The organism is Nostoc sp., from assembly GCF_036917315.1.
GTDB lineage: Bacteria > Cyanobacteriota > Cyanobacteriia > Cyanobacteriales > Nostocaceae > Nostoc.
In genome coordinates this window covers 25820-50872 of sequence record NZ_JBALDR010000069.1, presented here as the reverse complement: position 1 = coordinate 50872, position 25053 = coordinate 25820, and the positions used below count along the sequence as shown (strand labels likewise).

Annotated in this window: 21 protein-coding genes; 13 read left to right on the top strand and 8 right to left on the bottom strand. The window is 41.4% G+C overall.

The genetic code is table 11. The features are described 5' to 3' along the window. Positions 1 to 144 precede the first annotated feature (144 nt). The 10 genes from dndD (at position 145) to V7K84_RS32460 (ending at position 8550) form a co-directional block, all read left to right on the top strand. A complete protein-coding gene (gene dndD, locus V7K84_RS32505; RefSeq protein ID WP_334844385.1) occupies positions 145 to 2133 on the top strand; it encodes a DNA sulfur modification protein DndD in 1989 nt (662 codons plus the stop codon). Positions 2134 to 2198: 65 nt separating this feature from the next. Further along, positions 2199 to 2450, top strand: a complete 252-nt coding sequence (locus V7K84_RS32500) for a hypothetical protein (RefSeq protein ID WP_334844383.1) — start codon at positions 2199 to 2201, stop codon at positions 2448 to 2450. Next, a complete protein-coding gene (locus V7K84_RS32495) occupies positions 2447 to 2794 on the top strand; it encodes a type II toxin-antitoxin system PemK/MazF family toxin (RefSeq protein WP_334844381.1) in 348 nt (115 codons plus the stop codon). Before V7K84_RS32500 ends, V7K84_RS32495 begins: the two co-directional genes overlap by 4 nt. Before the next feature lie 30 nt (positions 2795 to 2824). Then, entirely contained in the window at positions 2825 to 3211 is a 387-nt protein-coding gene (dndE, locus tag V7K84_RS32490) for a DNA sulfur modification protein DndE (RefSeq protein ID WP_094345020.1), read from the top strand. Positions 3212 to 3263: 52 nt separating this feature from the next. Further along, a complete protein-coding gene (locus V7K84_RS32485) occupies positions 3264 to 4721 on the top strand; it encodes a DNA phosphorothioation-associated putative methyltransferase (RefSeq protein ID WP_334844379.1) in 1458 nt (485 codons plus the stop codon). Between the two features lie 247 nt (positions 4722 to 4968). Beyond that, the gene (locus V7K84_RS32480; RefSeq protein ID WP_334844377.1) at positions 4969 to 6261 is read left to right on the top strand and encodes an AmpG family muropeptide MFS transporter; all 1293 of its coding nucleotides are present in this window, start codon (positions 4969 to 4971) and stop codon (positions 6259 to 6261) included. Further along, positions 6246 to 6668, top strand: a complete 423-nt coding sequence (locus V7K84_RS32475) for an ABC transporter permease (RefSeq protein ID WP_094353027.1) — start codon at positions 6246 to 6248, stop codon at positions 6666 to 6668. The genes V7K84_RS32480 and V7K84_RS32475 overlap by 16 nt, the downstream gene beginning before the upstream one ends. Positions 6669 to 6851: 183 nt before the next feature. Next, complete coding sequence (locus V7K84_RS32470; protein ID WP_334844376.1) at positions 6852 to 7040, top strand: hypothetical protein; 189 nt, start codon at positions 6852 to 6854, stop codon at positions 7038 to 7040. 22 nt (positions 7041 to 7062) lie between these two features. Continuing rightward, positions 7063 to 7617 (top strand): GNAT family N-acetyltransferase, encoded by a 555-nt coding sequence (locus tag V7K84_RS32465; RefSeq protein WP_334844373.1) that lies wholly within the window; start codon positions 7063 to 7065, stop codon positions 7615 to 7617. A 174-nt stretch (positions 7618 to 7791) separates the two neighbouring features. Next, positions 7792 to 8550 carry a HEAT repeat domain-containing protein gene (locus V7K84_RS32460; protein ID WP_334844372.1) on the top strand — a complete coding sequence of 253 codons (759 nt, stop codon included), beginning with the start codon at positions 7792 to 7794 and terminating at the stop codon, positions 8548 to 8550. A gap of 172 nt (positions 8551 to 8722) precedes the next feature. Here V7K84_RS32460 and V7K84_RS32455 read toward each other — a convergent pair whose 3' ends face one another. From V7K84_RS32455 to V7K84_RS32425, 7 genes are all read right to left on the bottom strand, one after another. Continuing rightward, positions 8723 to 9130 (bottom strand): phosphomannose isomerase type II C-terminal cupin domain, encoded by a 408-nt coding sequence (locus V7K84_RS32455; protein WP_069068995.1) that lies wholly within the window; start codon positions 9128 to 9130, stop codon positions 8723 to 8725. 174 nt (positions 9131 to 9304) lie between these two features. Beyond that, positions 9305 to 10648, bottom strand: coding sequence for a PQQ-dependent sugar dehydrogenase (locus V7K84_RS32450; RefSeq protein ID WP_334844367.1), 1344 nt, complete (start codon positions 10646 to 10648; stop codon positions 9305 to 9307). 320 nt (positions 10649 to 10968) lie between these two features. Continuing rightward, positions 10969 to 12180, bottom strand: coding sequence for an EAL domain-containing response regulator (locus V7K84_RS32445; protein ID WP_334844366.1), 1212 nt, complete (start codon positions 12178 to 12180; stop codon positions 10969 to 10971). Between the two features lie 307 nt (positions 12181 to 12487). After that, positions 12488 to 13057: a hypothetical protein gene (locus tag V7K84_RS32440; protein ID WP_334844364.1), complete on the bottom strand. Its 570-nt coding sequence runs from the start codon at positions 13055 to 13057 to the stop codon at positions 12488 to 12490. Between the two features lie 590 nt (positions 13058 to 13647). Next, positions 13648 to 16482 (bottom strand): family 10 glycosylhydrolase, encoded by a 2835-nt coding sequence (locus tag V7K84_RS32435; protein ID WP_334844389.1) that lies wholly within the window; start codon positions 16480 to 16482, stop codon positions 13648 to 13650. Positions 16483 to 17450: 968 nt separating this feature from the next. Further along, entirely contained in the window at positions 17451 to 18776 is a 1326-nt protein-coding gene (locus V7K84_RS32430) for a TIGR03279 family radical SAM protein (protein ID WP_334844362.1), read from the bottom strand. A 289-nt stretch (positions 18777 to 19065) separates the two neighbouring features. After that, on the bottom strand, positions 19066 to 19890 hold the full coding sequence (locus tag V7K84_RS32425) for an undecaprenyl-diphosphate phosphatase (RefSeq protein ID WP_334844359.1): 825 nt from the start codon (positions 19888 to 19890) through the stop codon (positions 19066 to 19068). A 437-nt stretch (positions 19891 to 20327) separates the two neighbouring features. On the opposite strand from V7K84_RS32425, the gene V7K84_RS32420 reads away from it, so the two are divergent. The 3 genes from V7K84_RS32420 to nadB all read left to right on the top strand — a co-directional run bounded on the left by V7K84_RS32420 (position 20328) and on the right by nadB (position 23957). Next, positions 20328 to 21107: a DUF3120 domain-containing protein gene (locus V7K84_RS32420; protein WP_334844358.1), complete on the top strand. Its 780-nt coding sequence runs from the start codon at positions 20328 to 20330 to the stop codon at positions 21105 to 21107. A 562-nt stretch (positions 21108 to 21669) separates the two neighbouring features. Further along, a complete protein-coding gene (psbU, locus tag V7K84_RS32415; protein WP_194040639.1) occupies positions 21670 to 22098 on the top strand; it encodes a photosystem II complex extrinsic protein PsbU in 429 nt (142 codons plus the stop codon). A 185-nt stretch (positions 22099 to 22283) separates the two neighbouring features. Continuing rightward, positions 22284 to 23957: an L-aspartate oxidase gene (gene nadB, locus V7K84_RS32410; protein ID WP_334844357.1), complete on the top strand. Its 1674-nt coding sequence runs from the start codon at positions 22284 to 22286 to the stop codon at positions 23955 to 23957. Between the two features lie 142 nt (positions 23958 to 24099). Here nadB and V7K84_RS32405 read toward each other — a convergent pair whose 3' ends face one another. Then, the gene (locus tag V7K84_RS32405) at positions 24100 to 24306 is read right to left on the bottom strand and encodes a hypothetical protein (protein ID WP_334844355.1); all 207 of its coding nucleotides are present in this window, start codon (positions 24304 to 24306) and stop codon (positions 24100 to 24102) included. Positions 24307 to 25053 lie beyond the last annotated feature (747 nt).

Below are 25053 nucleotides of genomic sequence, written 5' to 3'. Positions count from 1 at the left end.
TGCTGCTCTTTTTACTTCTGCTTCATCATAATTCCTTTGCCATTTTTATGGGATGTTTGGTTTCACCCTCTTTTAATTCGCCAACAGTCTCATTCCATTCGCCCGGTATTCTTCACTTCACCCGGTATTTAATAATCTCCAATTATGATATTTCTTGAACTCGTTCTACAAAACTTTGGCCCCTACAGTGGTAAACAGGTAATCAATCTTAACCCAAAAATTGATGAGGAAAACTCACACCCAATCATCCTCTTAGGTGGGATGAATGGTGGTGGAAAAACCACGCTTATGGATGCCATTCGTCTCGCCCTTTATGGCGCTCGTGCCCAATGTTCTACCCGTGGTAATTTAAGTTATAGTGATTTTCTCAATCAATGCGTTAACAATAAAATTGATCCAGTTGCAGACACCCGGATTGAGTTGCTTTTTGAACATATTGAAAACGATAAACCAATAAAATACCGTGTTGTGCGTAGTTGGGTAAAAAATCCTAAAGATGGCAAAGATACGTTAGGTATTTTAGGTGACAGTGATACCTGGCCTGATGCTTTAGTTAATATATGGGATGAATATATTGAAAATCTTTTGCCATTAGGTATTTCTAACTTATTTCTCTTTGATGGTGAACAAGTTAAAGAACTCGCAGAACAAGAAACACCACCACCAGTTGTAGTAGACGCAATACGCGGACTTTTAGGGTTAGAGTTAGCAGACCGTTTAGCAGTTGATTTAGATATTTTAGTTAACCGTAAACTTAAAGAAGTTGGTAATAGTAAGGATTTAGCAAACCTAGAGGAAATTGAAACTAGGTTAACCCAACAGCAAGAAGATTATCAAACCACAGAAGAGAAAGTAGAAATTCTCAAAAATCAGGTAGAAGAGTTAGAACAAAAGCAGCAAGAAGCCTTTGATAAATTTATTTCTGAAGGTGGGAAGATTGCAGCAGAACGCAATCAACTAGAACTACAACAGGATACAAAAACTGCGGAAATCGAACAAGTACGTCAGTCGATGTGTGAATTAGCAGCTGATGTTTTACCTCTGGCATTAATTCCCAATTTGCTTAATCAGGCGCAAGCACAGGGCGAAAAAGAATTTCGCCATCAACAGATACAGATTTCTAAAGATTTGTTAATTGAGCGAGATCAGCGTTTACTAACTTGGCTAAATCAAGTCGAAATTTCCCCGATAGAAGTTGAAAAAATCCAATCATTTTTAATCCAAGATGTAGATAGTCTATACGCAAAGACTATCCAGACAGAAGCACCTTGGCTATTAGCTGATGATGAAACTTTAAGTCAGCTAGATAATCTCATATATCACTTACAAAATTCTAAACTTTCTGCAAAAGAGAAATTAGCTATTCTCAGAAATAAAGAAGAAGAAATTCATACTCTAGAAAGGCAAGTGCAAACAGCAGCAGCACCAGAAGATTATACAAAGCTGCGCCAAGCACTAGAAGCGGCACAAAATCAAGTCGTTGAAGCCAAAGCAAATTACGAAACAATCCGCCGTCGTTTAGCTGAGTTAGAAACTATTATTGCTAAGTCAAAAAGAGAATTAAGTGATTATACCGTAGAAAATATTAAGCATAAAAATAGCGAACATATTATTACCTCTGCGGCTAAAGTTCAAAACACACTTAAGATTTTTCGTGAAAAATTAACTCTGCGGAAACTCAATAAATTAGAGGAGGAAGTTAAAAACTGCTTCCTTTATCTCCTCCATAAATCAGATTTAGTGCATCGCATCACTATTGATACTAAGACTTTTAGCCTTTTGCTTTACGATTTAAATGGTAAACCTGTTCCAAAACATCGTTTATCAGCAGGCGAAAAACAACTACTTGCGATCGCATTCCTCTGGGGTTTAGCCAAAGTCTCTGGACACCGCCTACCAGTAGCAATCGATACGCCACTAGGTAGACTAGACTCATCTCACCGCAGCAACTTAGTTGAACGTTACTTTCCATCCGCCAGCCATCAAGTAATTTTGTTATCTACGGATACTGAGATTGGTAAAAAAGAAGTAGAAACACTGCGAGAAAATGAAGCGATCGCCCGCGAATACCTGCTCAAATACGACTCCTCCACCCGCCAAACAACAGTGGTAGAAAATCAATATTTCTGGTAGTAGATATCGTCTAAAAAACATATTTACAATATATATCACGACCTTTGGAAAGTAGATAAGCAATTATGAACTCGCCCCATGTATTAAAAATAGAGAACGACTTACGTGTTCTGTCATTAGAAGAATTAGAATGGTTATTAGAACGGATCGCAAAACAAGTGCAAGAAAGAAAGCAAATAGTAAATAAATTTACTGATGTTAAATATATGAATGAACAACTAGCTGCAATGGCTATTGATTTAGATATAAAAACAGAAATTACCACTATTAATAATGAATTTAGTATTACAGAAATGAATGGTTTGCAAAAGCTGTGAGCATCGAAAGAGGACAAATTTATTTTGTCAATCTTAATCTGGTGCTGGGTCGAAAACAGGCAGGAACAAGACCAGTTTTAGTGTTATCTATAACCGCTATAAATCAATCCCTTTTGGTTGTGACTGTAATTGTTGGTACGAAAGGAACAAATATTAAGCGTGATTATCCAACTAATATCCGAGTCTCTGCAAGTGATAGTGGATTGCTTATAGAAACAGTATTTTTATGTTTTCAAATTCGTTCTTTAGATCCAAATCGCTTTCCTGCCGATCCATCTGGCAACATTTCTGACTCAAAGATGATTGAAGTCGAAACTACGGTTCGCTACTGCTTGGGTTTATGAACGAAAACTACCTCAATTTTTAGGAAGATAATGGAATCACCCATCGAAAGAATAAAACTTTCCCAAACAGCTAAAGACCAACTTACCAAACTTAAGCGCAGCACCAAAATCGACCAATGGAATATCTTATGCCGTTGGGCATTTTGTCGTTCACTCGCAGAATCAACCACACCCTCCCCCGTCCCAATTCCCCAAGATAGCAATGTCGAAATGAGTTGGCGGGTTTTTGGTGGCGAAATGTCTGATATACTCCTCCTCGCCCTTAAGCAACGCTGTCACAATGACGGTTATCCCACCGACAAAGAAACCCTCGCCACTCAATTCCGCTTACATTTGCATCGCGGTATTGGCTACTTAGCAGGCGATCCAAATATCAAGAAAATTGAAGATTTAATTGAACTGGCGGTTAAAAATTGAAAGGATATTAGTTGACTGTTAACTGTTCACTGTTAACTGACAACTAACTATTATGCCTGAAACGCTAGAAATCGAGCGTCATAGAGCTGCGATCGCTCGCACTGATTTATCTCGCCCTGTACGATTGGCTATAGAAGGGTCAATCTTAAATCAAGACACCACTTTTTTTGACTACGGCTGCGGCTACGGTGGTGATGTGCAGCGAGTAAAAAACTTAGGCTACACCAGTGCAGGTTGGGACCCTTACTACTATCCAGATGTACCACGCACCCCCGCCGATGTGGTTAACCTGGGTTATGTCCTCAACGTCATTGAAGACTCAGAAGAACGCCGTCAAAGCCTTCGCCAAGCCTGGGAACTCACTGGAAAAGTTTTAATTGTCGCGGCTCAAATCCTGATTAACGCTCCTAGCAAAACCCAAGTTGCTTACAATGATGGCATTGTGACGCGCCGCAATACTTTTCAGAAATATTACGAACAACAAGAACTCAAAACTTATATTGATGAAGTCTTAAATGTAGATGCAGTACCGATCGCACTAGGCGTTTATTTTGTTTTTCGAGATGAATCTGAAAAAGAAAGCTACAAAGCTATCCGCTTTTTTTCTGCGACTTCTACACCGCGAGTCCGCATTCCCGTTAAGCGGTTTGAAGACTATGAAGAACAGCTGCAACCACTCATGGCTTTCTTTACCAAGCGCGGTAGGCTACCCGTGAAAGGCGAATTGGAAAATGAACAGGAATTACTGAGCGAATTTGGTAACTTCCGCCGCGCCTTTGGTGTAGTTTTGCAAGCTACTGATGAGGCTGAATGGGATGCGATCGCTTATCGTCGTTCTCTCGATATCCAAGTTTATCTCGCCCTCACCCACTTTGATAAACGTCCTGCATGGCAGAAGCTAGCCCCAGAAATGCGTCACGATATCAAAGCCTTTTTTAGTAGCTACGAGGAAGCTTGTCAAGTAGCCGACCAAAAGCTTTTCAGCTTAGGTAAAGCTGGGGTGATTAAAACTGCTTGCGAAAAAAGCAAAATTGGTAAACATACACGCGGTGCGCTTTATGTCCATGTTTCGGCACTTGCAGCACTCGATCCCGTACTACGAATTTGTGAAGGTTGCGCTAGCCGTACTATTGGGCGTGTCGATGAAGCTACGTTAATCAAATATCACACTGATAAGCCGCAAATATCCTATCTGTCTTACCCAGAATTCGATACCGATCCCCACCCGGCGTTAAAAGCCAGCATCGGTATTGATTTAAAAACTCTATTCGTTACTCACCGAGACTACGAAACTAGGGCAAATCCGCCGATTTTGCACCGTAAGGAAACATTTGTCACCAGCGACTACCCAGGCTACGAAGAATTTGCTAAACTCACCCAACAAGAACAGCAATTAGGATTACTCAATAGCAAAAGCGACATTGGTACGCGCGAAGGTTGGGAAAAATGCCTTGCTGCACACAGAGTAGAAATCAGGGGGCATCAGGTTTATCCAATTCAGGAAAGTTAAGAAAACGCTGACACTATAAGGTTATCCTGAATTTGTATTTGACCCAAGTAAATCTTGGTAGTTTGCCATGTTTGCGGGAAACCACACAGCAGCTATGACGAGTTTCAATCCCTGCTAGGGATTATATAAAGAACTGCTGCCACTGTGATAATTCAAACCTTTATAGGTACTAATTAAATGATACAATTGCGGATTTACTCGTTTTATTTTATTGATATTTCCTCAAAAGAGGCAAAAATTTGAAATTATGAGGAAAATGAAATCCCTACTGGGAGTTTTCGGTAGTCGCAAGATGGCGGCTTTATTATTTTTAGGTTTTTCATCGGGTTTACCATTATTGTTAATCGGTAATACCTTAAAGGCTTGGATGACCGAGGAGAAGGTAGATTTAGCCGCTATTGGTTGGTTTAGCCTTGCTAGTTTGCCTTATTCCTTGAAGTTTTTGTGGGCACCGTTGGTAGACAGGTTCACTTTGCCAGTTTTGGGGCGACGACGGGGTTGGTTAATTTTGACGCAGATTGCTTTGATTGTAGCGATCGCATTCATGGCTTTTCAACAACCCAAACAAGCATTACAGCTACTAGCCATCAACGCCATAGTCATTGCTTTTATCAGTGCAACTCAAGATATTGCCGTTGATGCCTACCGTACCGACGTTTTAGAGAAACTAGAAATGGGGGCTGGTGCAGCTGTTTTTATCTTAGGTTATCGAATAGCCCTATTAGCCGCAGGTGCTTTAGCCTTGATAATTGCTGAAAAACTGCCTTGGTCATCGGTTTACTTGTTTATGGCAGGGATAATGGTAATTGGTATTCTTGCTACCTTGTTCGCACCAGAACCTAAAGAAATTAGCCCTCCTGCTTCTCTAAGTGATGCTGTTATCTTACCTTTTAAAGAATTTTTTCAGCGTCAGAGCATCATTCAAGGTATTCTAATGCTTGCATTCATTACCCTATACAAGCTAGGTGATGCTTTGTTAAGCAATATGACTACACCTTTTTTGCTGCAAACGGGTTTCACCAAAACCGACATTGGGGCAATTCAAGTCGGGATGGGACTAATTGCTACGATTGTCGGTGCTTTAGCAGGTGGTTCAATTTTGAGTGCTATTGGCATCAATCGATCGCTTTGGGTTTTTGGTATTCTACAAGCAGTAAGTAATTTAGCTTACTTTTTTCTAGCATACATCGGTAAAAACTACCAAGCTATGGTACTTGCCATCAATATAGAACAATTTTGTGGTGGATTGGGGACAGCAGCCTTTGTTGCCTTTTTGATGAGTCTTTGTAACCAGCGGTTTTCCGCAACCCAATATGCTTTGTTATCCAGCTTAATGGCTGTCAGCCGCGATATTCTGGCGGCCCCTGGAGGCGCGATCGCCCAAAGCACGGGTTGGCCTGTATTTTTCTTAATTACCATCGCCGCCGCCGTACCAGGACTACTCCTATTACCAGTATTTGCCCCCTGGAACCCTCAGCCAGTGGCAGTATCCAGACCAGGACTTGAGGACGAAGAAGAGGATATATGGGGAATCAAGTAGTTATTGCTGTCGGCACATTCATCCTCTTACTCACTGGTTTATTACTGGGGTATGTTCTCTCGCAGTTAGTTCTGGGATTTCTAGCATTTAACCTCCTAACTTTTTTCGGAACACTCAGCCTAATTTTAATTTTTGGTACACTTTATTACGTTTTATTTTGGCAATTGCGGAGAGAACAATCCCGACCATCAACTCCATCAACCATAAATCAAGGGATACCAACCCAGGTAGAGGAGGGTTCATCTGATAGCTATCTCAAAAACAGGCTAATTGCTAAATTATCTGGTGACACTGCCGCAGCCGAACGGTTAATTGAACAGGCAAAGGAAACTTATCCTGGGATGCCGGAGAATTGGTATTGCGAAAGAGTACTCGATGACTTGGAAAGCGATCGCCAGCGGGAGTAGGGGTGTGGGAAGCAGGGGAGCAGGGGAGCAGAGAAGAATAATTAATCCCCAATGCCCCATTCTTAATGCCCCATTCCCAATTCCCAATTTCCATGCACAGAAAATTGCTAAAATAAATCAAGAATACTTCACAAATCTTCAGCTAGGTTCTCATAAAAGTTCCTAGCTTCTTGCAATTAAAATATGGCTATTTTTCGTCAATACATTGCCCCACTGCTTGCAGTATTAGTATTTTTCTTTGCCCTAGTGGCAGTCAGCGCCCGGATCTTTTTACCCTCCGATATGGCAGCACCTGCACCAATTGAAGAGGTGGGGGTAAGTTCTCAATCTACTCCAAGTCATTTACCACCAGCAGCACATAACGCGAGCTAGCTAAGTCAATAAATGTATTTAAGTGTCTGAGCAACTATTACCTGGATATATTATTCGCCGTGGCTCCCTTTTGGAGCGATCGCTATTGCTGAAATTCATGCAGCGAACTTACCAGGATCTTTTTCCCAACGAGGATTTTTCCCATCTAGAGCAAACAGTTAAGCAATACTTTTCTAGCGATACGCCCTTGTGGTGGGTAGAAGAGGAGGGGGAGCAGGGGAGCAGGGGAGCAGGGGAGCAAAGGAGTAAAGAATCTCTCTCCTCTGCCCCTCTTCCCCTCCGCGCCTCTGCCACGCATCCCCCGATCGCTTGCCTCTGGGTGGGCAATGCTATAGATCAAGTACATGGGAACCGTCACGCTCACATCTTTATCCTCTACGTTTTACCAGAACATCGGCGACAGGGTATTGGTACTGCTTTGATGCAATATGTGGAAAATTGGGCTATTCAAAGAGGCGATCGCCAAATTGGCCTGCAAGTTTTTCAATCAAACAAACCTGCATTGAATCTTTATAATCAGTTAGGTTATCAAACCCAATCCCTATGGATGGTAAAATTCCTGAGTGCAGAAAAATAAACTCAAGAATAGCGATAATCTACTGTTGCGTCTGAGTTATGGAGGTTCTCGTTTGGATAAAACTCGACGAGGAAGAAAGGAAAATGTATAAGAACCCAACTAATATATATAAAGCTTTAACTTATTGGCGCGGGGGATTATGTGTTAATCCCTTTTTGGGATTGAAATCAAATTATGTATGACGAAGACGATCTAAGCCTACTCGATATTGAGGAGGAGCTAGAAAGCCCCTTAGATAAAATAGAGCCGCTAACTGCCGAATCAGTTGTGGCAAAGCCCGATCCCGAAGTGATGCTAGCCTTGCTGGAAAATCCCCAGGCCCAGCAAAGAATGTTAGCGGCACGTGCTTTTTGTGATATAGAAGATGCCCGTGCTACCCCCCATCTGATTCGCCTGTTAACTGATACCTGTCCCTTGGTACGGGTAAGTGCAGCTTATGGCATCGGACGCAATCCCAGTTTAGAAGCAGTGAGTCCGTTAATTGCTCAACTAAACAGTGATTGGAATGGCTATGTACGTAAAGGTGTAGTTTGGGCTTTAGGAAACTGTCGCGATCGCCGTTCTTTAGCACCTTTAGCAAACGCCCTAAGAACTGACATTTCCGCAGTGCGTTTGTGGGCTGCTAGTGCCTTAGCACAGATGGCAGAAGTCGGTTATGAAGCAGTGATAGGAGCAATACCGCCATTAATCGAAGCCTTAGTCCAAGATCCCGTAGCAGCGGTGCGAAGCAACAGTGCTTGGGCAATTGGTCAACTGTGCCGCGAATTGCCTTCTAATGTAGTTTATGCCACAGCGATCGACGCCTTAATTCAAGCCTTTGCCGAAGATCAAGATTTGGGAGTCCGGGAAGACGCCAAAGCCTCACTATTAGGAGTGGGCGATCCCCGTGGCTTACAGCTGATTGAAACCCTAGAACAAGAAGGATGGTTTTGATTGGGCATCGGGCATTGGGTAAGTAATCGGATAGAAATATTTACACATTAGGTTTTAGGCTGGATAAGAGTTTCAGTCGAAATTTGTGTAATTAATTTTGTCTTACTACGTTGTTGGTTATTTCTCCCTCTCTCCCCTGCCCCTCTGCTCCCCTGCTCCCCTGCTGCAACCCTTACTGTCCTTCAGCTACAGGTTTGACCAAGTTTAAGTCATAAGGGCGCTCAGTATCATCCTCACCCAAATATTCGCCATTTTGAATTTCCAGAATAACTAGCGGAATATGCCCAGGATTATCTACCTTATGTAGTGTTGCAGCCGGGACATAAGTTGATTCGTTTCGATTCAGTAATATTTCTGCATCGCCACAAGTCACTTTCGCTACACCGGAAACTACAACCCAATGTTCATTGCGGTGATAATGAATTTGTGGTTTAATGCCGTGCCTGGGCTTGATTTCCACACGACTAATTCTATAGGTTTCTCCCTCCTCGATTACCTCTACCTCACCCCAATATCGTGTACCTGAATGTGGAGACAATTCATTGATATTTGACTGAGTATTATTTTCATTGGGAGTCATAATTTATTTCTCAACCAGATAAGTATTAGTATTTATCAGTAATTTACCGTAAACGAGATAAACGTGGGTAGGGAGATGCAGTCACAACGTCTTTATTGATGACAACTGCTCTAACTTTACTTTAGGCAACAGATCCTATCCGTAAATTTCTAAATGTTTGAAGGCGTGAATTGTTCACTTCCCCGTATACTGAATCCGATAAATCCGATTATTGGCTTCTTCTGTTAGTAATAAACTGCCATCTGGCAACACGAGTAAACCTACAGGCCGTCCCCAAGTGCTCGGTACAGAAGGATTTAGCAAAAATCCTGTGAGAAAGTCTTCGTAGTAGCCAAGCGATCGCCCTTTAGCATCGAAGGGAACAAATACAATTTTATAACCAGTGCCGCGATCGCGGTTCCAAGAACCACGAAAAGCCGCAAAAGCACCGTTCTGGTATTTTTTGGGAAAAGTTTTACCATCATAAAACTGTAAACCCAATGCTGCGGAGTGCGCCTGGAACAGTACATCTGGCGTTTGAGTCCGGGCTACTAAATCAGGACGTTTACTTTTGTCATCCGTCTTTTGCCGCGGATCGAGGTTATTTGGTGTTAGATAAGCATAGGGCCAGCCATAAAATGCCCCCTGTTTAACGCGTGTCAGATAGTCTGGCACCAAATCATCGCCAATTCCATCCCGTTCGTTGACAGTAGTATAAAGTTCCTTAGTTATAGGATGAAAGTCTAAACCAACAGGGTTACGCAAGCCGGAAGCGAAAGTTTGCTGCTGGGAACCATCTAAATTCATCACCTGTATCGAAGCCCGTGGTAGGGGTTCTTCATCCACATTGGTTCCCGATCCAACTGAAATATATAATTTATTGCGATCGGGTGAGACAACGACATTGCGCGTCCAATGATTGTTATAACCTTGAGCGGGCAAATCGGCAATTTTTTCTCCCTTACCTGTAATCTGGTTTTGACCTTGAGTATAGGGAAAACGCACTACAGCATCTGTGTTTCCCAGAAAAAAGGAATTACCTGCAAAAGCCATTCCAAAGGGTCTATTGAGTCCGTTGTCACTACTAGCAAATGTTTCTCGAACGTCGGCTATACCATCGCCATTGCTGTCACGCAACAAACGAATCCGATTTTGCCCGGTTTCAGTTACTAAGACATCACCAGTGGGGGTTAAAGCTAGCCAGCGTGGGGCATCTAAACCTTCGGCAAAAACATTTACTGTGAAGCCTCCTGGTACGCGCAGCACCGCATTTTCTGGAATGGACACAACTTCAGGCCGCTTGGAGGCGCTTTCTGTTGCGAAGGGTGCTGGTAAATTCTTCAGATTGATGCGGATGGGTGTAGGTGAAAGTGCTTCAGTACGGACAATATTTTTTGGCTGTGTAGGATTCGGTGTCAGTTGGGCAGAAGGTACAGATTTTTGAGGTGTAGGATTATCTGAGTTAGCGCGAGTCTGGTTACAGGCTGCTGCCAAAGTCATTAAAAAAACTGGCAGCAAAAAACGCGCAATAACTTTCATGGTGGTAGACACTATACACAATGTTTCTACTCTAGACTTGAGGCTTAATGATTGTCGCCAGTCAAAAGTTTGATTTTTCTTAGTTAGTCAACTTATTAACAATTCAAAAATAAAGCACTAATAGCGCAAGGCAAAATTCAAAAATCAAGGCTTCGGCTTCGCTTTGCCTTGACCATGAGCGAAGTCGAAGGGTCAAAAGTCAAAAGTCAAAAGTATTATGGAATGGTCTTTTTAGAGATTTTAAATAGTTGCTCTATTTACGTCGTGGCGTACTAGTGACTAAATTCTATTTCCAATTCCCAATGCCCAATGCCCAATATTTACACATATAAACATTTGTTAGTGAACAAAAAATTTTCAAATTCTGCTGCTGGTAAGGGACGACTAAATAGAAAACCTTGCATAGAGTTACATTTGTGTTGGCGTAAAAAACCTAGTTCTGCTTCTGTCTCTACACCTTCAGCCACTACATCTAGATTGAGATTATGAGCCATCTGAATTAATGCCTTAGCGATGGCTGACTTTTGCGAATCGTTAGCAACATTATGGATAAAATAACGGTCTATTTTTAATGTATTGATTGGTAAGTTTTTCAGATAAATCAAAGAAGAGTAACCCGTACCAAAATCATCGATTGCAATTTTTACACCCAAAGATTGCAATTTGCTCATAGTAGCGATCGCACTATTTACATCTTGCATAATCATACTTTCAGTGAGTTCTATTTCTAGGTCATGTGGTTCTAAATTATTCACAGATATAAAATTGACTACATTGTGAATGAAATCTGGCTGATTAAATTCAATTACTGACAGATTTACAGCAACAATCAATGAATGAATTCCAGCATCACGCCAGCTTTTAATTTGTTGACATACCCTTTTTAATACCCATTTTCCAATCGGAACAATTAAACCTGTAGACTCTGCTAACGGAATAAATTCTGTTGGGTAAATCATTCCCAATTCTGGACTTTGCCAGCGCAATAAACTTTCAGCACCTACTATTTTTCCAGATGCAATATCGACTATTGGTTGATAATAAATTTCAAATTCTTGAAAATTATGTTGTTTTATAGCTCGGTGTAAGCTAATTTCTAACAACTGCATTTTTGGAGACAAGTTGTTAGTTACAGTTTGAGGAGATAAATACCTTTTTAAAGTAGCGTATTTTTCCAGCCTGTTCATGATGGCACTTAATAACTCAGCCCGAGTAAATGGCTTAGTTATATAGTCATCTGCGCCCATATCCATACCTTGACGGAAGTCAGATTTGGCAGATTTGGCAGTGAGAAAGATGAAGGGAATTGTTGCAGTTGATGGCTCTTGACGTAATGCTGCTAGCACACCGTAACCGTCAATTTCTGGCATCATCATATCACAAAGAATTAAATCAGGAGCTTCGGAGATAGCCAAATGTACCCCAATTCTGCCATTAGCCGCAGCAATAGTTTCAAAGTTCTCAGCTTCTAGCAAATCTAAAATGTTTTCACGTACTGCTTCTTCATCTTCTATTATTAAGATTTTTGGCATAAATTACCTCATATTTATATTTTTTTATTTAATGGCAACATCCAGAAATATTTATTATAAATATAATAAATATTTTACTTTATAGATATCTACACGCTTTTTTAAAAATGCCATTTTTAATACCCAAACTAGTATATCAACCGCGTTGATAGTATGATAAAATGATTCAAGAATATACACTATACATTCTTGGAAAATCCCAATCTGCAAATCTTTAACTTCAAATGCAGTTTGTCTATCTTGAATAAGAAAATTAAACTTGAAAATGCCATCAGAGGATAAATATTTAATCGCATTTGAAAACAAGTTAGTCAAAATGTGTGTGTGCCAACAATTTTTCATCGATGCAGCAGGTTAAAAATTTATATTGACTGGTGAAAAAAATCAAGCGCCGATAGTCCAGATTCATCTGTATTTGTTCTGGCGATTGTCGCCTGTGTTCAACTAAATTGAAAGATGTTACTCTAAACTCTAATTTTCCTACTTCTAACTGGCCGATAATCAACACATCATTCAACATTTCAGTCATGATTATGTGATATTTGGGCGTATTGGTCTGCATTCTCCTATTAGACTTACGGTACAAGTCCAAATCTTCCTCATAAACTTCAATGAAGTGAGTGTATTTGCCTGTCGTAGCTTTACGTACTATAGCGCGTGCTAGTAACCATTGGGACTTGAGTAATTGTCTCTCAATGAAAATCTGATGTTCTACCTCAAAGGAACCAATACTAGTATTACCTCTAGTTTTCTCTGTTTTTTGTGCCAGTGCTTGACAGATACAGATACTTTCAGGAGTAATATTGTCGGTAATATTACTTTGCTTATCTACAACTAGAAGCAGTTCCAACTGCTGCTGGCACAACCGTGATAGCACTGAGACTATTTACGAAAATTCTGACATGTTCAATGTCATGACTAAGGTATGCATAACTTCAAAAGTATTGGCTGTTTTCAAGCTAGTTCCAGAAGTTACAAGCAGTACCATATCATGCTTGGTGAAGTACCCTACTACCTGCGAAGATGAAAAAGCAAGACACTTTTACCTCGTACTACATCAGTGCATAAGCGTAGCCCGTTGTAGAAATAGCATCTACTCTAATAGTGATGTTTTTAACACAACCATCAGGAGCAAACAGTCAATTCTTAACTCTAAGCTTTGTAACCTAATGAGCTGGGGTAAAGTTTGCATACATTTTCACGATACCTATCATCAAATAATAGTTATCTAAAGCTGCTTATCTAAGTATTTTCCAATATTTTGACGCTAAACAAGTAGTAATATTTGGGTTACAAACACTACAAAAAGTGTGTTAAGAATTACAAACTGCTTATATCCAGCTAGTTGGGTATTTAGCATTGGGCAAAACAGTTCCGAGTGCTGTTAGCGGTAGCGGGGCGTTTAACCCGTGTTGAGTTAGGAGTTTTCTTTTCCTTGTCTCCCCTGCTACCCGCCTCTCTGCCTCTTCACAAAGAACGCAACTGCACCCGCCGTTCGCCATAACGTAATAGCCTTTCTATAGTTACGAGTCGATTTTCCCAAACTTTGACTTGATAGGAATTCGACTTAATTTCTTGGCTCATCAATACCCGAAATTGAGACTGGAACCGAGTTAGAGAGGCTCTTGCAACGAGTAACTTACTAGCAGAAGGGGAAGCGGCAAGCTGATTTAAAGCGGTGCGTAAAACTTCTGCCTGGTTGTTAAAATCTGAAAGTTTCTGAGATGACCTTTGTCGTTGGTCATTTTGGAAAACAAATTTCCATTCCCGTTGTAGCGCGGTGTAACGGATGGCGGCAGTTTGAAAAGGCTGGCGGTGAGGAATCGGTTCACTTGTTGTAGATTGAATCCTACCTTGGGTGCTACTAAAGATTTTTTGGAGATCGTTGCTAAAATTTTCTGCGGCAAATAGTGCATAACCACTAACTGGCAAGTCTCTTACCAACTGGAGTTGATCGAATGCCCCAATTGTTGGCAAAGAAAGCAAGCGAATTCCCGGCACTAACAAGGTAGCTCCCAATTGTTTAGAGGCAATCCAGGGTTGCGCCAGTCGTTGAAACCGAGAAGTATCCAGAGCATAAGTCATGGGAACAATTAAATCTACATCCCCCCGCCTTGCCCAAGTTTCCCAATTTTGTTGAATTTTTTGAATCCGCTCTTGTTCTGGCAAAGGAAATACTGCAACCGACAAAATCAAATTCGGTTGCTTTTGTCGCAACTGCTGTGATACTTGGGCGACAAAGCTATCAACTTGCTCGGTGCGAAATTTTGTCCATTTTTGCCACAAATCTGCTTGGCTAGGAGAAATATTCACTGGATCTACACCAGTAAGTTGCTGAAATTGCGCTCTTGCAGCTTTCCCATAGCCATAAGTTCGACCTGCTGATGGGTCTTGGAAAGGGTAGCGAATGTAGTCTAGCTGTAGACCATCCACCTTATATTTAGTGACAATTTCCTCATACAGCTTGAGCAAGTATTGCCGCACTTCGGGGTTGGCTGGATCGAAAAATGGCTTGCTCTGACCAACGGGAATCATGTTGCCTAGATTATCGTAGTTTGCCCAATCGGGATGAGCCGCCAGCACTGGCCCTGGATAATTAGGATTAAGGTTGAGAATTTCATTATGACGTTGATTGCCAGCAGCAAAAGTCCACACCCAAGCGTGTAATTCCATGTCTCGCTCATGGGCTAGTTTCACCGCTTCTTCCAGTGGGTTCCACCCACGAATTAATGGGTTTTGCTGTTTTGCGACTTGGCTCGGATAAATTGTATAACCAGCGTTAACAGTTTCAAAAAAGACGGTATTAATCCCAGCTTGAGCGAGGCGATCGAAAATCTGTGCCAGTCCCGCCTTACTACCAGCGCGAACAATCGTCCCCCGATCTAACCAAACTGCGCGAATTTCTGGTTGAGCTAGTTTCCGATCGACAGGAAACTGCTGCCACAAAGTCGTTTTAGCGAGCAGCCACTGCTGACGAGCCAAAGCGTAGTTTTTTTGAGCAATCAATTGGGGTAAATTTTTGGCAATCAGCCTTGCTTGTGCTAACACTTGATCTTTACTTATGCCTAGCGCCCCCAGTTTGGTTGAGGCTAATTGTGTTGGCTGTTCTTTGACAGATTGAGGGGTGTTCAAAGGCCTAGAAAACTGCTTCTCCTCAGATATTGTTTCGCCAACATTAGCCGCATCAGCTAACACCGCTAAATGAGCGCTTTCCACTCGACCAATCAGATTTTCTAGCTCTTGTTGGAGAGCGATCGCTTGGTTGTTATCAATCGGCTCATTGGAGTTGGGTGCAACATCTAAACGCACCGCTTGTTCTAATTGGTCAATAGCCTCCTGAGAACTTGGCGGTTTGACCATAGGCAAAGCTCTAGGTATGGGAGCAGTGGCAGTTTTAGCAGGAGTCAATGAGGGAGATGAGGGAGATGAGGGAGATGAACTACCCCCCTGCCCCCCTGCCCCTCTGCTCCCCTGCCCCTCCGCCCCTCTGCCCCCCTGCAATGAAGGCGCAGCCGCCACAGTCGTAGAGCAGCTTTGGGAACCTCCTGGTATTTTTTTGGTGCGATTTGATGGCGCTAGTGCTGTCAAATAGTGATTGATAGTAGTTTTTAACCAGGCATTATCCAACTCGGCTGCGGAGGCTGTATCTGTTCCCCAACGCCAGCCCAAAAAGGTAGAACGCTCAGTTGTCACGACTGCGGCCGGATTATCTTTAGAATTCCAAACAGCAGGAGATTCAGTGCCCATATCATTAGGAATCACAACGCCGCCGCGCACTTTACCAAAGAGTCCAGTTTGGTTTGTCCATTCTGGGATCTTGGTTTTTGCAGCTTGAATCTGTTGTGTGTCACTAAGGCTGAATCCCCAATAACCTCCCAAGAGCGATCGCAATAATTGCCGCACTCCTGGCGATGACAAACTACCTACAGGCCCACTAGCAATCAAACGCCCTCCCTTACTCATCCAGTCTTCTAGAGCGATCGCTTGAGTTGGTGTTAATGTCTCGACGTTTGGCAAAAATAATACCCGGCGATCGCCCCAATCTGCCCCACTCTTGACATCATTTAGGGAAATTACACAATATTTCACCCCTATTGTCTGTAAGCGATCGCTTATTCCTCTCCATTGATTTGCATTTTCTTGTCCATACACTACGCTCAATACGGGTTCTTCAGTCGCTGCCGTTACTGGCAAAATACTCAAAAAATTTAAAACTACAATTTCACAACTTAAAATAAATAATCTTCTAGCTTTTTTAATTTTTAAACTTATATCTTTTTGGTTTTCCTGATAATTCACCAGTGACTCCTCACTTCATTATTAATTAATTTAGTTATTAGTCATAATTCATTAGTACACAATACACAATTCTAGCTTGATCCCTAGTAATTTTACTGAGAATCTCACTCGGATTAAGTAAAGCTAATATTTGGCTTTTCAAAAATCAAATAGGATTCCTATAAGCCTTTCGTAGAAGTACTTAGTGAATGACCTTCATCAATCTAGCCTATCAAAACCAGTAAAAAATGCCAAGATGGATACTCAAATTGCCTAAGCAATCTATAGAAATTGTTAGTTATTACATTGTAAATTTAATTTCATTAGTGACTATTTGTTTAGAAAATTTTGCATTTACCAACTCCCATAGGCTTTTGCATAATTGCAGAGATTTTTCACTTAAATCTAAAATAAAGAATACCACTCTTATTCTAATTATCTGTTTGTCAGGATTTTTGTGAGTTAAAAAAGTAATACTAGTGCATCTTAAAGCCCTCACCCTAAATCCCTCTCCCAAGTTTGAGAGAGGAACTTTGAAATTGGCTCGGCTCCCGTTCTCCCAAAATTGTGAGAACGGGTTGCCGGATGAAGGCAGATATTTGTATTTGTGCAATAAGTCTAATTAGTACTTTTGACAATCGCCAGAGTTAAACTAACAATAATTTCTCACGAGCTTTCTAGAAATTTTTAGATAGGATAAGACAATAATTTCAAAATTTGCAATTACAATCACCAAAATTTATTAAATTTAAATCAAAATTTTTATATTTAATTAAAGCCGATCGACTTTGTATTTAACATCCAAATGTTTGGATACAAAAAATTAATTTGAGTTGAAATGCTTAAAATTATACTGATTCAAAAAACGTTTATAACAGATAACCACACCCCCAAAGCATTTTTTTGACAAGAATAGGGGTTGGGGATGAGATTTTGATATGTACTTCATCCACCTGGGAACTACTATATACTAAAGAGATAACAAAAACAGCTTAAAGAATACAAGTATTGATTAAATCTTCAACTCCTCCTACTGGTAAAATTTTTGTCTCCAGTTTGCAGGCTAATTCTTCAATACTCATATCATCTAAAAATACCAATTCACCATGTTTGAGCATTACATTTGGTAGTAAAATTCCGTCTCCCAAATCTTGCCCTTGTAAGTTCAACAGCAAATCATGACCCGTTAGTAATCCCGTCACAGTGATACTCTGTCCCCAATAATCACTACATAAAGCACGCATATTTACTTTTAATCCTTCAACAGCATTTAACCGTTTCAAGATAGGTTCAAAGGCGTTTTCTACTGCATTGCCTACTACCCAAGTTAATTTTCTCTGAGGATAAACTTTTGGCGGTAGTAATTCTGTTGCCGCGGCTGCAAATTGCTTGATAAACAACTGAATTGAACCAACACCATTATCAATTTGGGGATACTCTTCATATTCAGATTCGCTCGGTAATTCCTCACCTGCAATCAAAAACCACTCATCAGCTAACCAAGCGACGTTAGAGGAAAACTTTTGGCGAAATTGTTGCGAGAGTATTCGCACTTGAGAAATCACTTCTTTCGCTTTTTCTCTGGTTACGGGTGTAAGTTCATCTTCTGGAGGTCGAAACCTTGTTAATCCGACTGGCACAACTGCCACCGATGCCACCGTAGGTACTTCACCAGTATGAAAGGACGCTAAATCTTTTAGGGTTTGCTCCAAGTGTTCACCATCATTTATACCAGGACAAACAACCACTTGAGCATGAATTTGTAGCCGTCTTTTTTGAAACCACTTGAGTTGTTGCAAGATTTGTCCCGCACGGGGATTTTTCAGCAGCCTAATTCTAACTTCCGGCTCCGTGGCATGAACAGAAACATATAACGGAGACAAGCGCATTTGCTCAATTCGCTGCCATTCTCTTTCTGGCAAATTGGTCAGGGTAAGATAAGAGCCATACAAAAAACTTAAGCGGTAATCGTCGTCTTTAAAGTACAAGCTGGTGCGCTTCCCTGGTGGCTGTTGGTCGATAAAACAAAATGGACAGCGGTTATTACACTGAATTAAGCCATCAAATAGGGCAGTTTCAAATTCTAGCCCCAAGTCTTGGTCGTAATCTTTTTCGATTTCCAGGCTATGAGTTTTACCAGTAGCGTCTAAAACTTCTAATTCTAAGACTTCATCAGCACACAAAAACTGATAATCAATTAAGTCGCGGGGACGTGTACCATTGATTGCAACGATCGCATCCCCAGCTTCAAAACCAATCTCTGCGGCTATTGAGTCTGGAAGAACCTTGGTAATTCGGGCAGGATGAATGGTAGTCATGGGAAATGGGGCATTGGGCAAAACAGTTCCGGGTTCCAAGTTCCGAGTGCTGAGTAGGGAATCTCACTTCTTTACTCAGAACTCAGCACGGGCTAAACGCCCCGCTAACATAACTGGGCATTATAGCGTTTCTTAGTTGAGTCTAATACAGACCTAACCCCTACCTCCTTCCCTACTAGCGTTAAGGAGTAAAATTCAAAGCCTCTCTCCTTGTAGGAGTGAGGTTAGATTGTATTACATACAAACGAGCGTAGGCGTAGCCCGTCGAAGGACAAATGACAAATGACTATTATCCTTTCCAACCTGCTGCGATCGCTAGTAAGATCGCACTACCAAATGCTAATCTATACCATACGAAAATCAAAGTGTTTTTGGTTGCTAAATATTTGATCAAAAATGCAATTGATAGGTAGGAAAAAATCAAGGTTGAAATAATTCCTACAATTAATAGTCCAACAATGTTATCTGGCAACTGATGAGCTTGAAACAACTTGAATATTTTTAAGCTTTTATACAGCGTCGCAATGGTAAGAGTTGGAAACCCTAACAAAAATGAGAATTTTGCTGCTGTAGCGCGTTCTAATCCTAAAAATAAGGCCGTCGTTAACGTCGAGCCGGAACGAGAAACACCCGGAATCAAGGCAAGTGTTTGTCCCAATCCAACCAAAATACCATCCCGAATCTGCAATGACTCAAAACCTCGCTTCCGAGTGCCAATTTTTTCTGCCAAAGCTAATACAAGAGACATTATAATTGACATGATGCCAATAATTAATGCACTCTCAGGTAAAACATCTTTTAAAAGGAAGCCAAAAATTAAAGCGGGCAGTGTTCCGACTACAATACCGACAAGAATCTTCCATTCTTCACGTTGCCAGTCTTTAGTTTTTAATGCTTCGATCCCACCTTTGACAATACTATAAATCAGCGACCAAAAATACCCCACAATTGCTATAACACTGCCAAATTGAATTGCATCAACAAAATCTTTAGAGCCTAGTTCTTTCCAACCAAATACCTTTGTCACAATCAGAAGATGTGCGGTGCTACTGATTGGCAAAAACTCTGTAATACCTTGAACAATACCTAAAATAAAAGCTTGAATAAACTCCATATACAATTAATACCTTTTTCGTGTTCTAGAGATCGTGATGAACATTTTTTAGCTGATGATGTTGCTTTATATACTCTCTATTGCACCCAATCTTGTAGAAAATTCAATTTTAGCGATCGAAAACATCATCGAAGACGCTGACTATGTTCTTACACCCACCTCAATAAGTCAACGCAATTTGAGAAATTCATCAAACTTTAATATTTAGCAGACTCATAGCAGCTGACTTTTCACCTCTCTGTAGTCCCTCATTTACAAGTAACTACACAGGAGTTCTGTACATAGTGGAACTTTAATGGATTCGTCTGGCGCAGAATGTTTTGCTTGGCTTGCACCAGCGCTAGTGAAAATTTCAGTATAATTACAATGCCCCAGGGGGGGATTTGAAAATGTGATATCTTAAATAAGATAAAGTTTAGTAACAAATATTAAAAACTTTGATTAATAATACACTGTCCTCCTACAGCGCTTCTACCCCTTCTATTGATACCGAGTTGGATTTAGCTGATACTGGGCAGAAGGGTATCAAGCAATTGGAATCTACACTCTCCCTTTCTCCGTCTTTACCCTTATCTATTTCTGCTCGACAAACTTGGTTAGTGTTTGCAGCAGCGGTGTTTTTGGTAACAGTCCCAGTATTCATAGAAGCGCCTATCGTGCGATCGCTACCAAGTCTGAGTTTAGCGCTGACAGGATTTTGGGTGTGGCTCAGTTTTGCCTTAATGTCACGTCCTGCAACTTACGTCTGGGGCGATTTGCTCTTAGGGTTTAGCTGGAGTTGGTTAGCAGGAGCGATTTACTGGGGCTGGTTACGTTGGGAACCTTTATGGCATCTGCCGGTGGAGTTTATCGGTTTACCCTTTGCTTGCTGGTGTCTGGCGAAGAATTGGGGCAAGGTAGGTAACTGGTTTTATTTAGGTTCTTTACTCGGTACAGTTTTAACAGATGTATATTTTTATATAGTAGATTTGATGCCCTATTGGCGGCAAATCATGAGAGTAGATGCAGATTTAGTACCGCAAATCTTACAAAATGCTCTCATGCAAGTAGAAGCACCTTGGGGGCAAACTTGGGCGATACTTCTCGCCGTAGTGTTATTAACAGTAGGAATTTCAGCTTTAGGTCGAAATCAAAGACACTGGTATGCCTTTGGTGGAGCGGTTCTGAGTACAATTTTGGTAGATAGCCTATTTTTGTTAGCTGCGATCGCAGCGTGAAAAAGGTAGGAGATACTATATGTTGCAATGAGCGTGTAGGCTTCTCTTACTGAAACTTTTCCCGGCCCAATCTACGACACATCAAAAATGATGCTGTAAAAGATTAATTAGTTAAGAAATATTACATAAAAATCCATCAGTTTCAAGTCTTTTTTGATCGGATTTTCGATCTTAGAAATCATACAGTTTGGTGTCTGCTTGGGAGGTAGAATCAGCCACCCCAAAAAGATTTCGTCTAGCTGGGAATGCTGCTGGGATCGTCGATGCAACGCTATCGCAGCTATGCAGGTACTCTTTTTGCAATGAAAATTTTTGCCAAAAGTATAGTCAAACCCAGTAACGGTAAATATTGTGGATATTAATACGCTGTATATTAGTTTCTGATGACTGCTGTGTTGACTAAGCTATCAGCTTTTGTCCTTTGTCCTTTGTCCTTGGCGCTATCACGTAGAGGCATTAGCGGCCTCCCGCAGGGTATGACTAATGACTAATGACTAATGACTAATAACTGTTGTTAGCTTAAAACTTTTATTTCTGTTTGATGGAGAGAGGTAGAAAAATCGTGAAAGGATTGGCGCGTTTATTAACAGTGTTTAGCTTGTTACTTAGTTGCTGGGGATGGTTGGGAACAACTCAGATAGCCCAAGCTGCTAGTTTCAACAGTTTTGCTTTTCCCCAAGTCCCAGTTCTGGCAATTGAGCGGCAGAATCGGGCAGACGCTAAACTAGGAACGGAATTTGGTAAAAAAATTGATTTGAATAATACCAACGTCCGAGCTTTTCAACAGTTTCCAGGGCTTTATCCCACCTTGGCTAAGAAAATCATCACCAATGCTCCCTACCAAAAGGTAGAGGATGTATTGGATCTTCCAGGATTGAGCGATCGCCAAAAACAAACCCTGCAAGCCAACCTCGATAAATTTACCGTGACAGACTTAGAGCCTGCCTTCAATGAAGGAGACGATCGCTTTAACAACGGTATCTACAGATAACTGAATTGCAGTTAATGTAGCAAATAGCAGCCCACTCCTGATTCTAGGGAGTGGGAGTATTTTATTAGAGATAAGGGGAATGAGGGAGATGAGGGAGACAAGGGAGACAAAGTAAAATCTTCCCCTACCCCCCTGCTCCCCTGCCCCCCTGCTCCCCTGCCCCCCTGCTCCCCCTACCCATTACCTTGTCTCAGATAGATATTCCCAGCCAATTTGATGTCTTAGTAGTCGGTGCTGGTGCCGCTGGACTATACACAGCGCTGTGTCTGCCAGAATCCTTGCGAGTCGGTTTGATTACCAAAGAAACCGTTGCTTTATCCGCCAGTGATTGGGCACAAGGTGGCATTGCCGCAGCGATCGCCCCAGAAGATTCTCCCACGCTGCACATTGAAGATACGATCCAGGCGGGTGCCGGTTTATGCGATCGCACCGCTGTCGAATTTCTCGCCCAACATGCTCCTAGCTGTATTCAATCCCTAGTTAACTTGGGAGTAGCTTTTGACCGTCATGGTCAAGCCTTAGCTTTAACTTTGGAAGCCGCCCATTCTCGCCGTCGTGTTCTCCATGCTGCGGACACCACAGGCAGGGAAGTTACTACCACCCTCACCGCTCAAGTATTACGTCGCCAAAATATTCAAGTCATTCAGCAAGCTTTGGCTTTGAGTTTGTGGATTGAACCCGAAACTGGTTGCTGTCAGGGAATTAGCCTGTTTTATCAAGGTAAAATCAGCTGGATAAGAGCTGGTGCTGTGGTACTCGCAACCGGCGGTGGCGGTCAGGTATTTGCCCAAACCACTAACCCGGCAGTGAGTACCGGTGATGGAGTAGCGATCGCAGCTCGTGCTGGGGCTATTCTCCGCGATTTAGAATTTGTCCAATTTCACCCGACTGCCCTTACTAAACCTGGCGCCGATCGCTTCTTGATCAGTGAAGCTGTACGCGGTGAGGGGGCACATCTCATCGATAATGAGGGGCGACGTTTTGCCTTTGACTACCACCCTGCGGGTGAACTTGCACCTAGAGATGTTGTCAGTAGAGCAATTTTCAGCCATTTACAACGTACCGCCCTTGATTTGGCTACTGCTCATGTGTGGTTGGATATGCGCCCCATCCCCGCCGACAAGATTCGTCACCGCTTTCCCAACATCATCAAAGTTTGTCAACATTGGGGCGTTGATGTCTTCCACGAACCAATTCCTGTAGCGCCAGCCGCCCATTACTGGATGGGTGGAATTGTTGCGGATCTAATGAATCGTACAAATATCCCCGGTTTGTACGCAGTTGGTGAAACCGCTAGTACCGGAGTGCATGGGGCAAATCGCCTCGCCAGTAATTCCCTGTTGGAATGTATTGTGTTTGGGGCCCAGATGGCTAATATTAAGTTAGAAAATATTGGGCTATCCTCAGAAACACCAGTGCAATTACGGAAATTTAGTCCCGATCCTAGTGAGTGGCACATCCAACAAGCACAGCTAGAAGCACTCAGGGAGAAGTTACCGCGTCTAGTGTGGGAAAGTGCTGGTATTTGCCGGGAGCAATCAAGGCTGGAAAATGCGATCGCTACTATTGAATCTTGGCAGCAAGATTTCGCTGCCTTGCCTTTAACTCAATTCTTGCTTGCTTTACGTCCAGTAGAACCCGCTAGTTTTGACCTACCAGATGTTGAACGGCAATTGGGACTTTGGGCAGAAACCCGCAATTTATTAGATGTAGCTGATTTAATTCTCAAAAGTGCTGCTTTTAGAACCGAAAGCCGAGGCGGACACTTCCGTTTAGATTATCCTCAACCAGACTCAAATTGGCAAGTTCACACACTTATACAAACAAATCATTGGTGGAAATCTCCACTATTGTCTTGAATAAAATACCTTAGAGAGCCTGACGGTTTTCGCAACCCTAAGCACAACATCTTGCAATGAGCTGCCAAGTAAAAGATGGATGTCTAAGACGGTAGTTAACTCATCGCGCTGCTCTACCAGAATCTAAAATCTAAAATTGCCATCAACGGGTACCGCTACCATTATGACTGTCGGGGCCACCATAATTTGGTGGAATGTATACGTCTTGTAAATTTTGAGAATTGACCTTGCGGACGATTGAGGTATCACTGCTAGTAGGGCCAAAAGAATTAGCACTTGCAGTACTTAACATACCTGTGCAAGCGGCAATTTTGGGGATCAGTATATAAGCACCTATGCAGAATATCATAAACTTTGTGATTGGGAAGTTAGTCTTCATCTCTTTCAGTAAATTTACTAGTTTTTCATTTAAAAGCGCATTTTATTTACTACCGTATATTTACTGTAGTCTTTGGAAAAAGTATTTTAACTTTATGAAATTATTGCTGGTAGCGTACAAATTATTGTGGTATTCACTTGTCGATTAACCTTAATTTGCTGATATAAAAGAGTCTTTATACTTAAGTGGTATTCTTAATAATCGATTTTTACATCAGTCTCAGGTTAGATATGTCAATTTTTTAGTGTGAACATTTTGCTTAGTTCACTATTTATTAATAATATCTTAATACTATTAAGTATAAACACTATGTTTATTGAATCAAGAGTTTAGAAAAATATGAAATAATACTTATTTGATTGTATAGTTTAGACTTAATCGAGTAAAGATGTATAAAGATACAACAACATATTTATCGTGTTCTAAGTTGTGTTATAAGGATTTTCAAAACTATCAAACAGCGTAATAAGCGAATAAGTATAAGTATAATTTTTAATGTAATATAAGTTACACTAAAAATTATTTTCCTAATTATTTCCGATCGCTAATTGCTTTGTGACATCAGTTATGAGGTTTAGTCTTCAAGCCAAAAAGCCTTGCTGGGTATATATCTTGGCTAAAAATTTACCTTGCAGTATATAAGCTATATTTTTCAAAATAGTGCCTTAGACATGTTTCCAGTCTAAATTCCTAACTTGAAGGTAAAAATTGTAACTA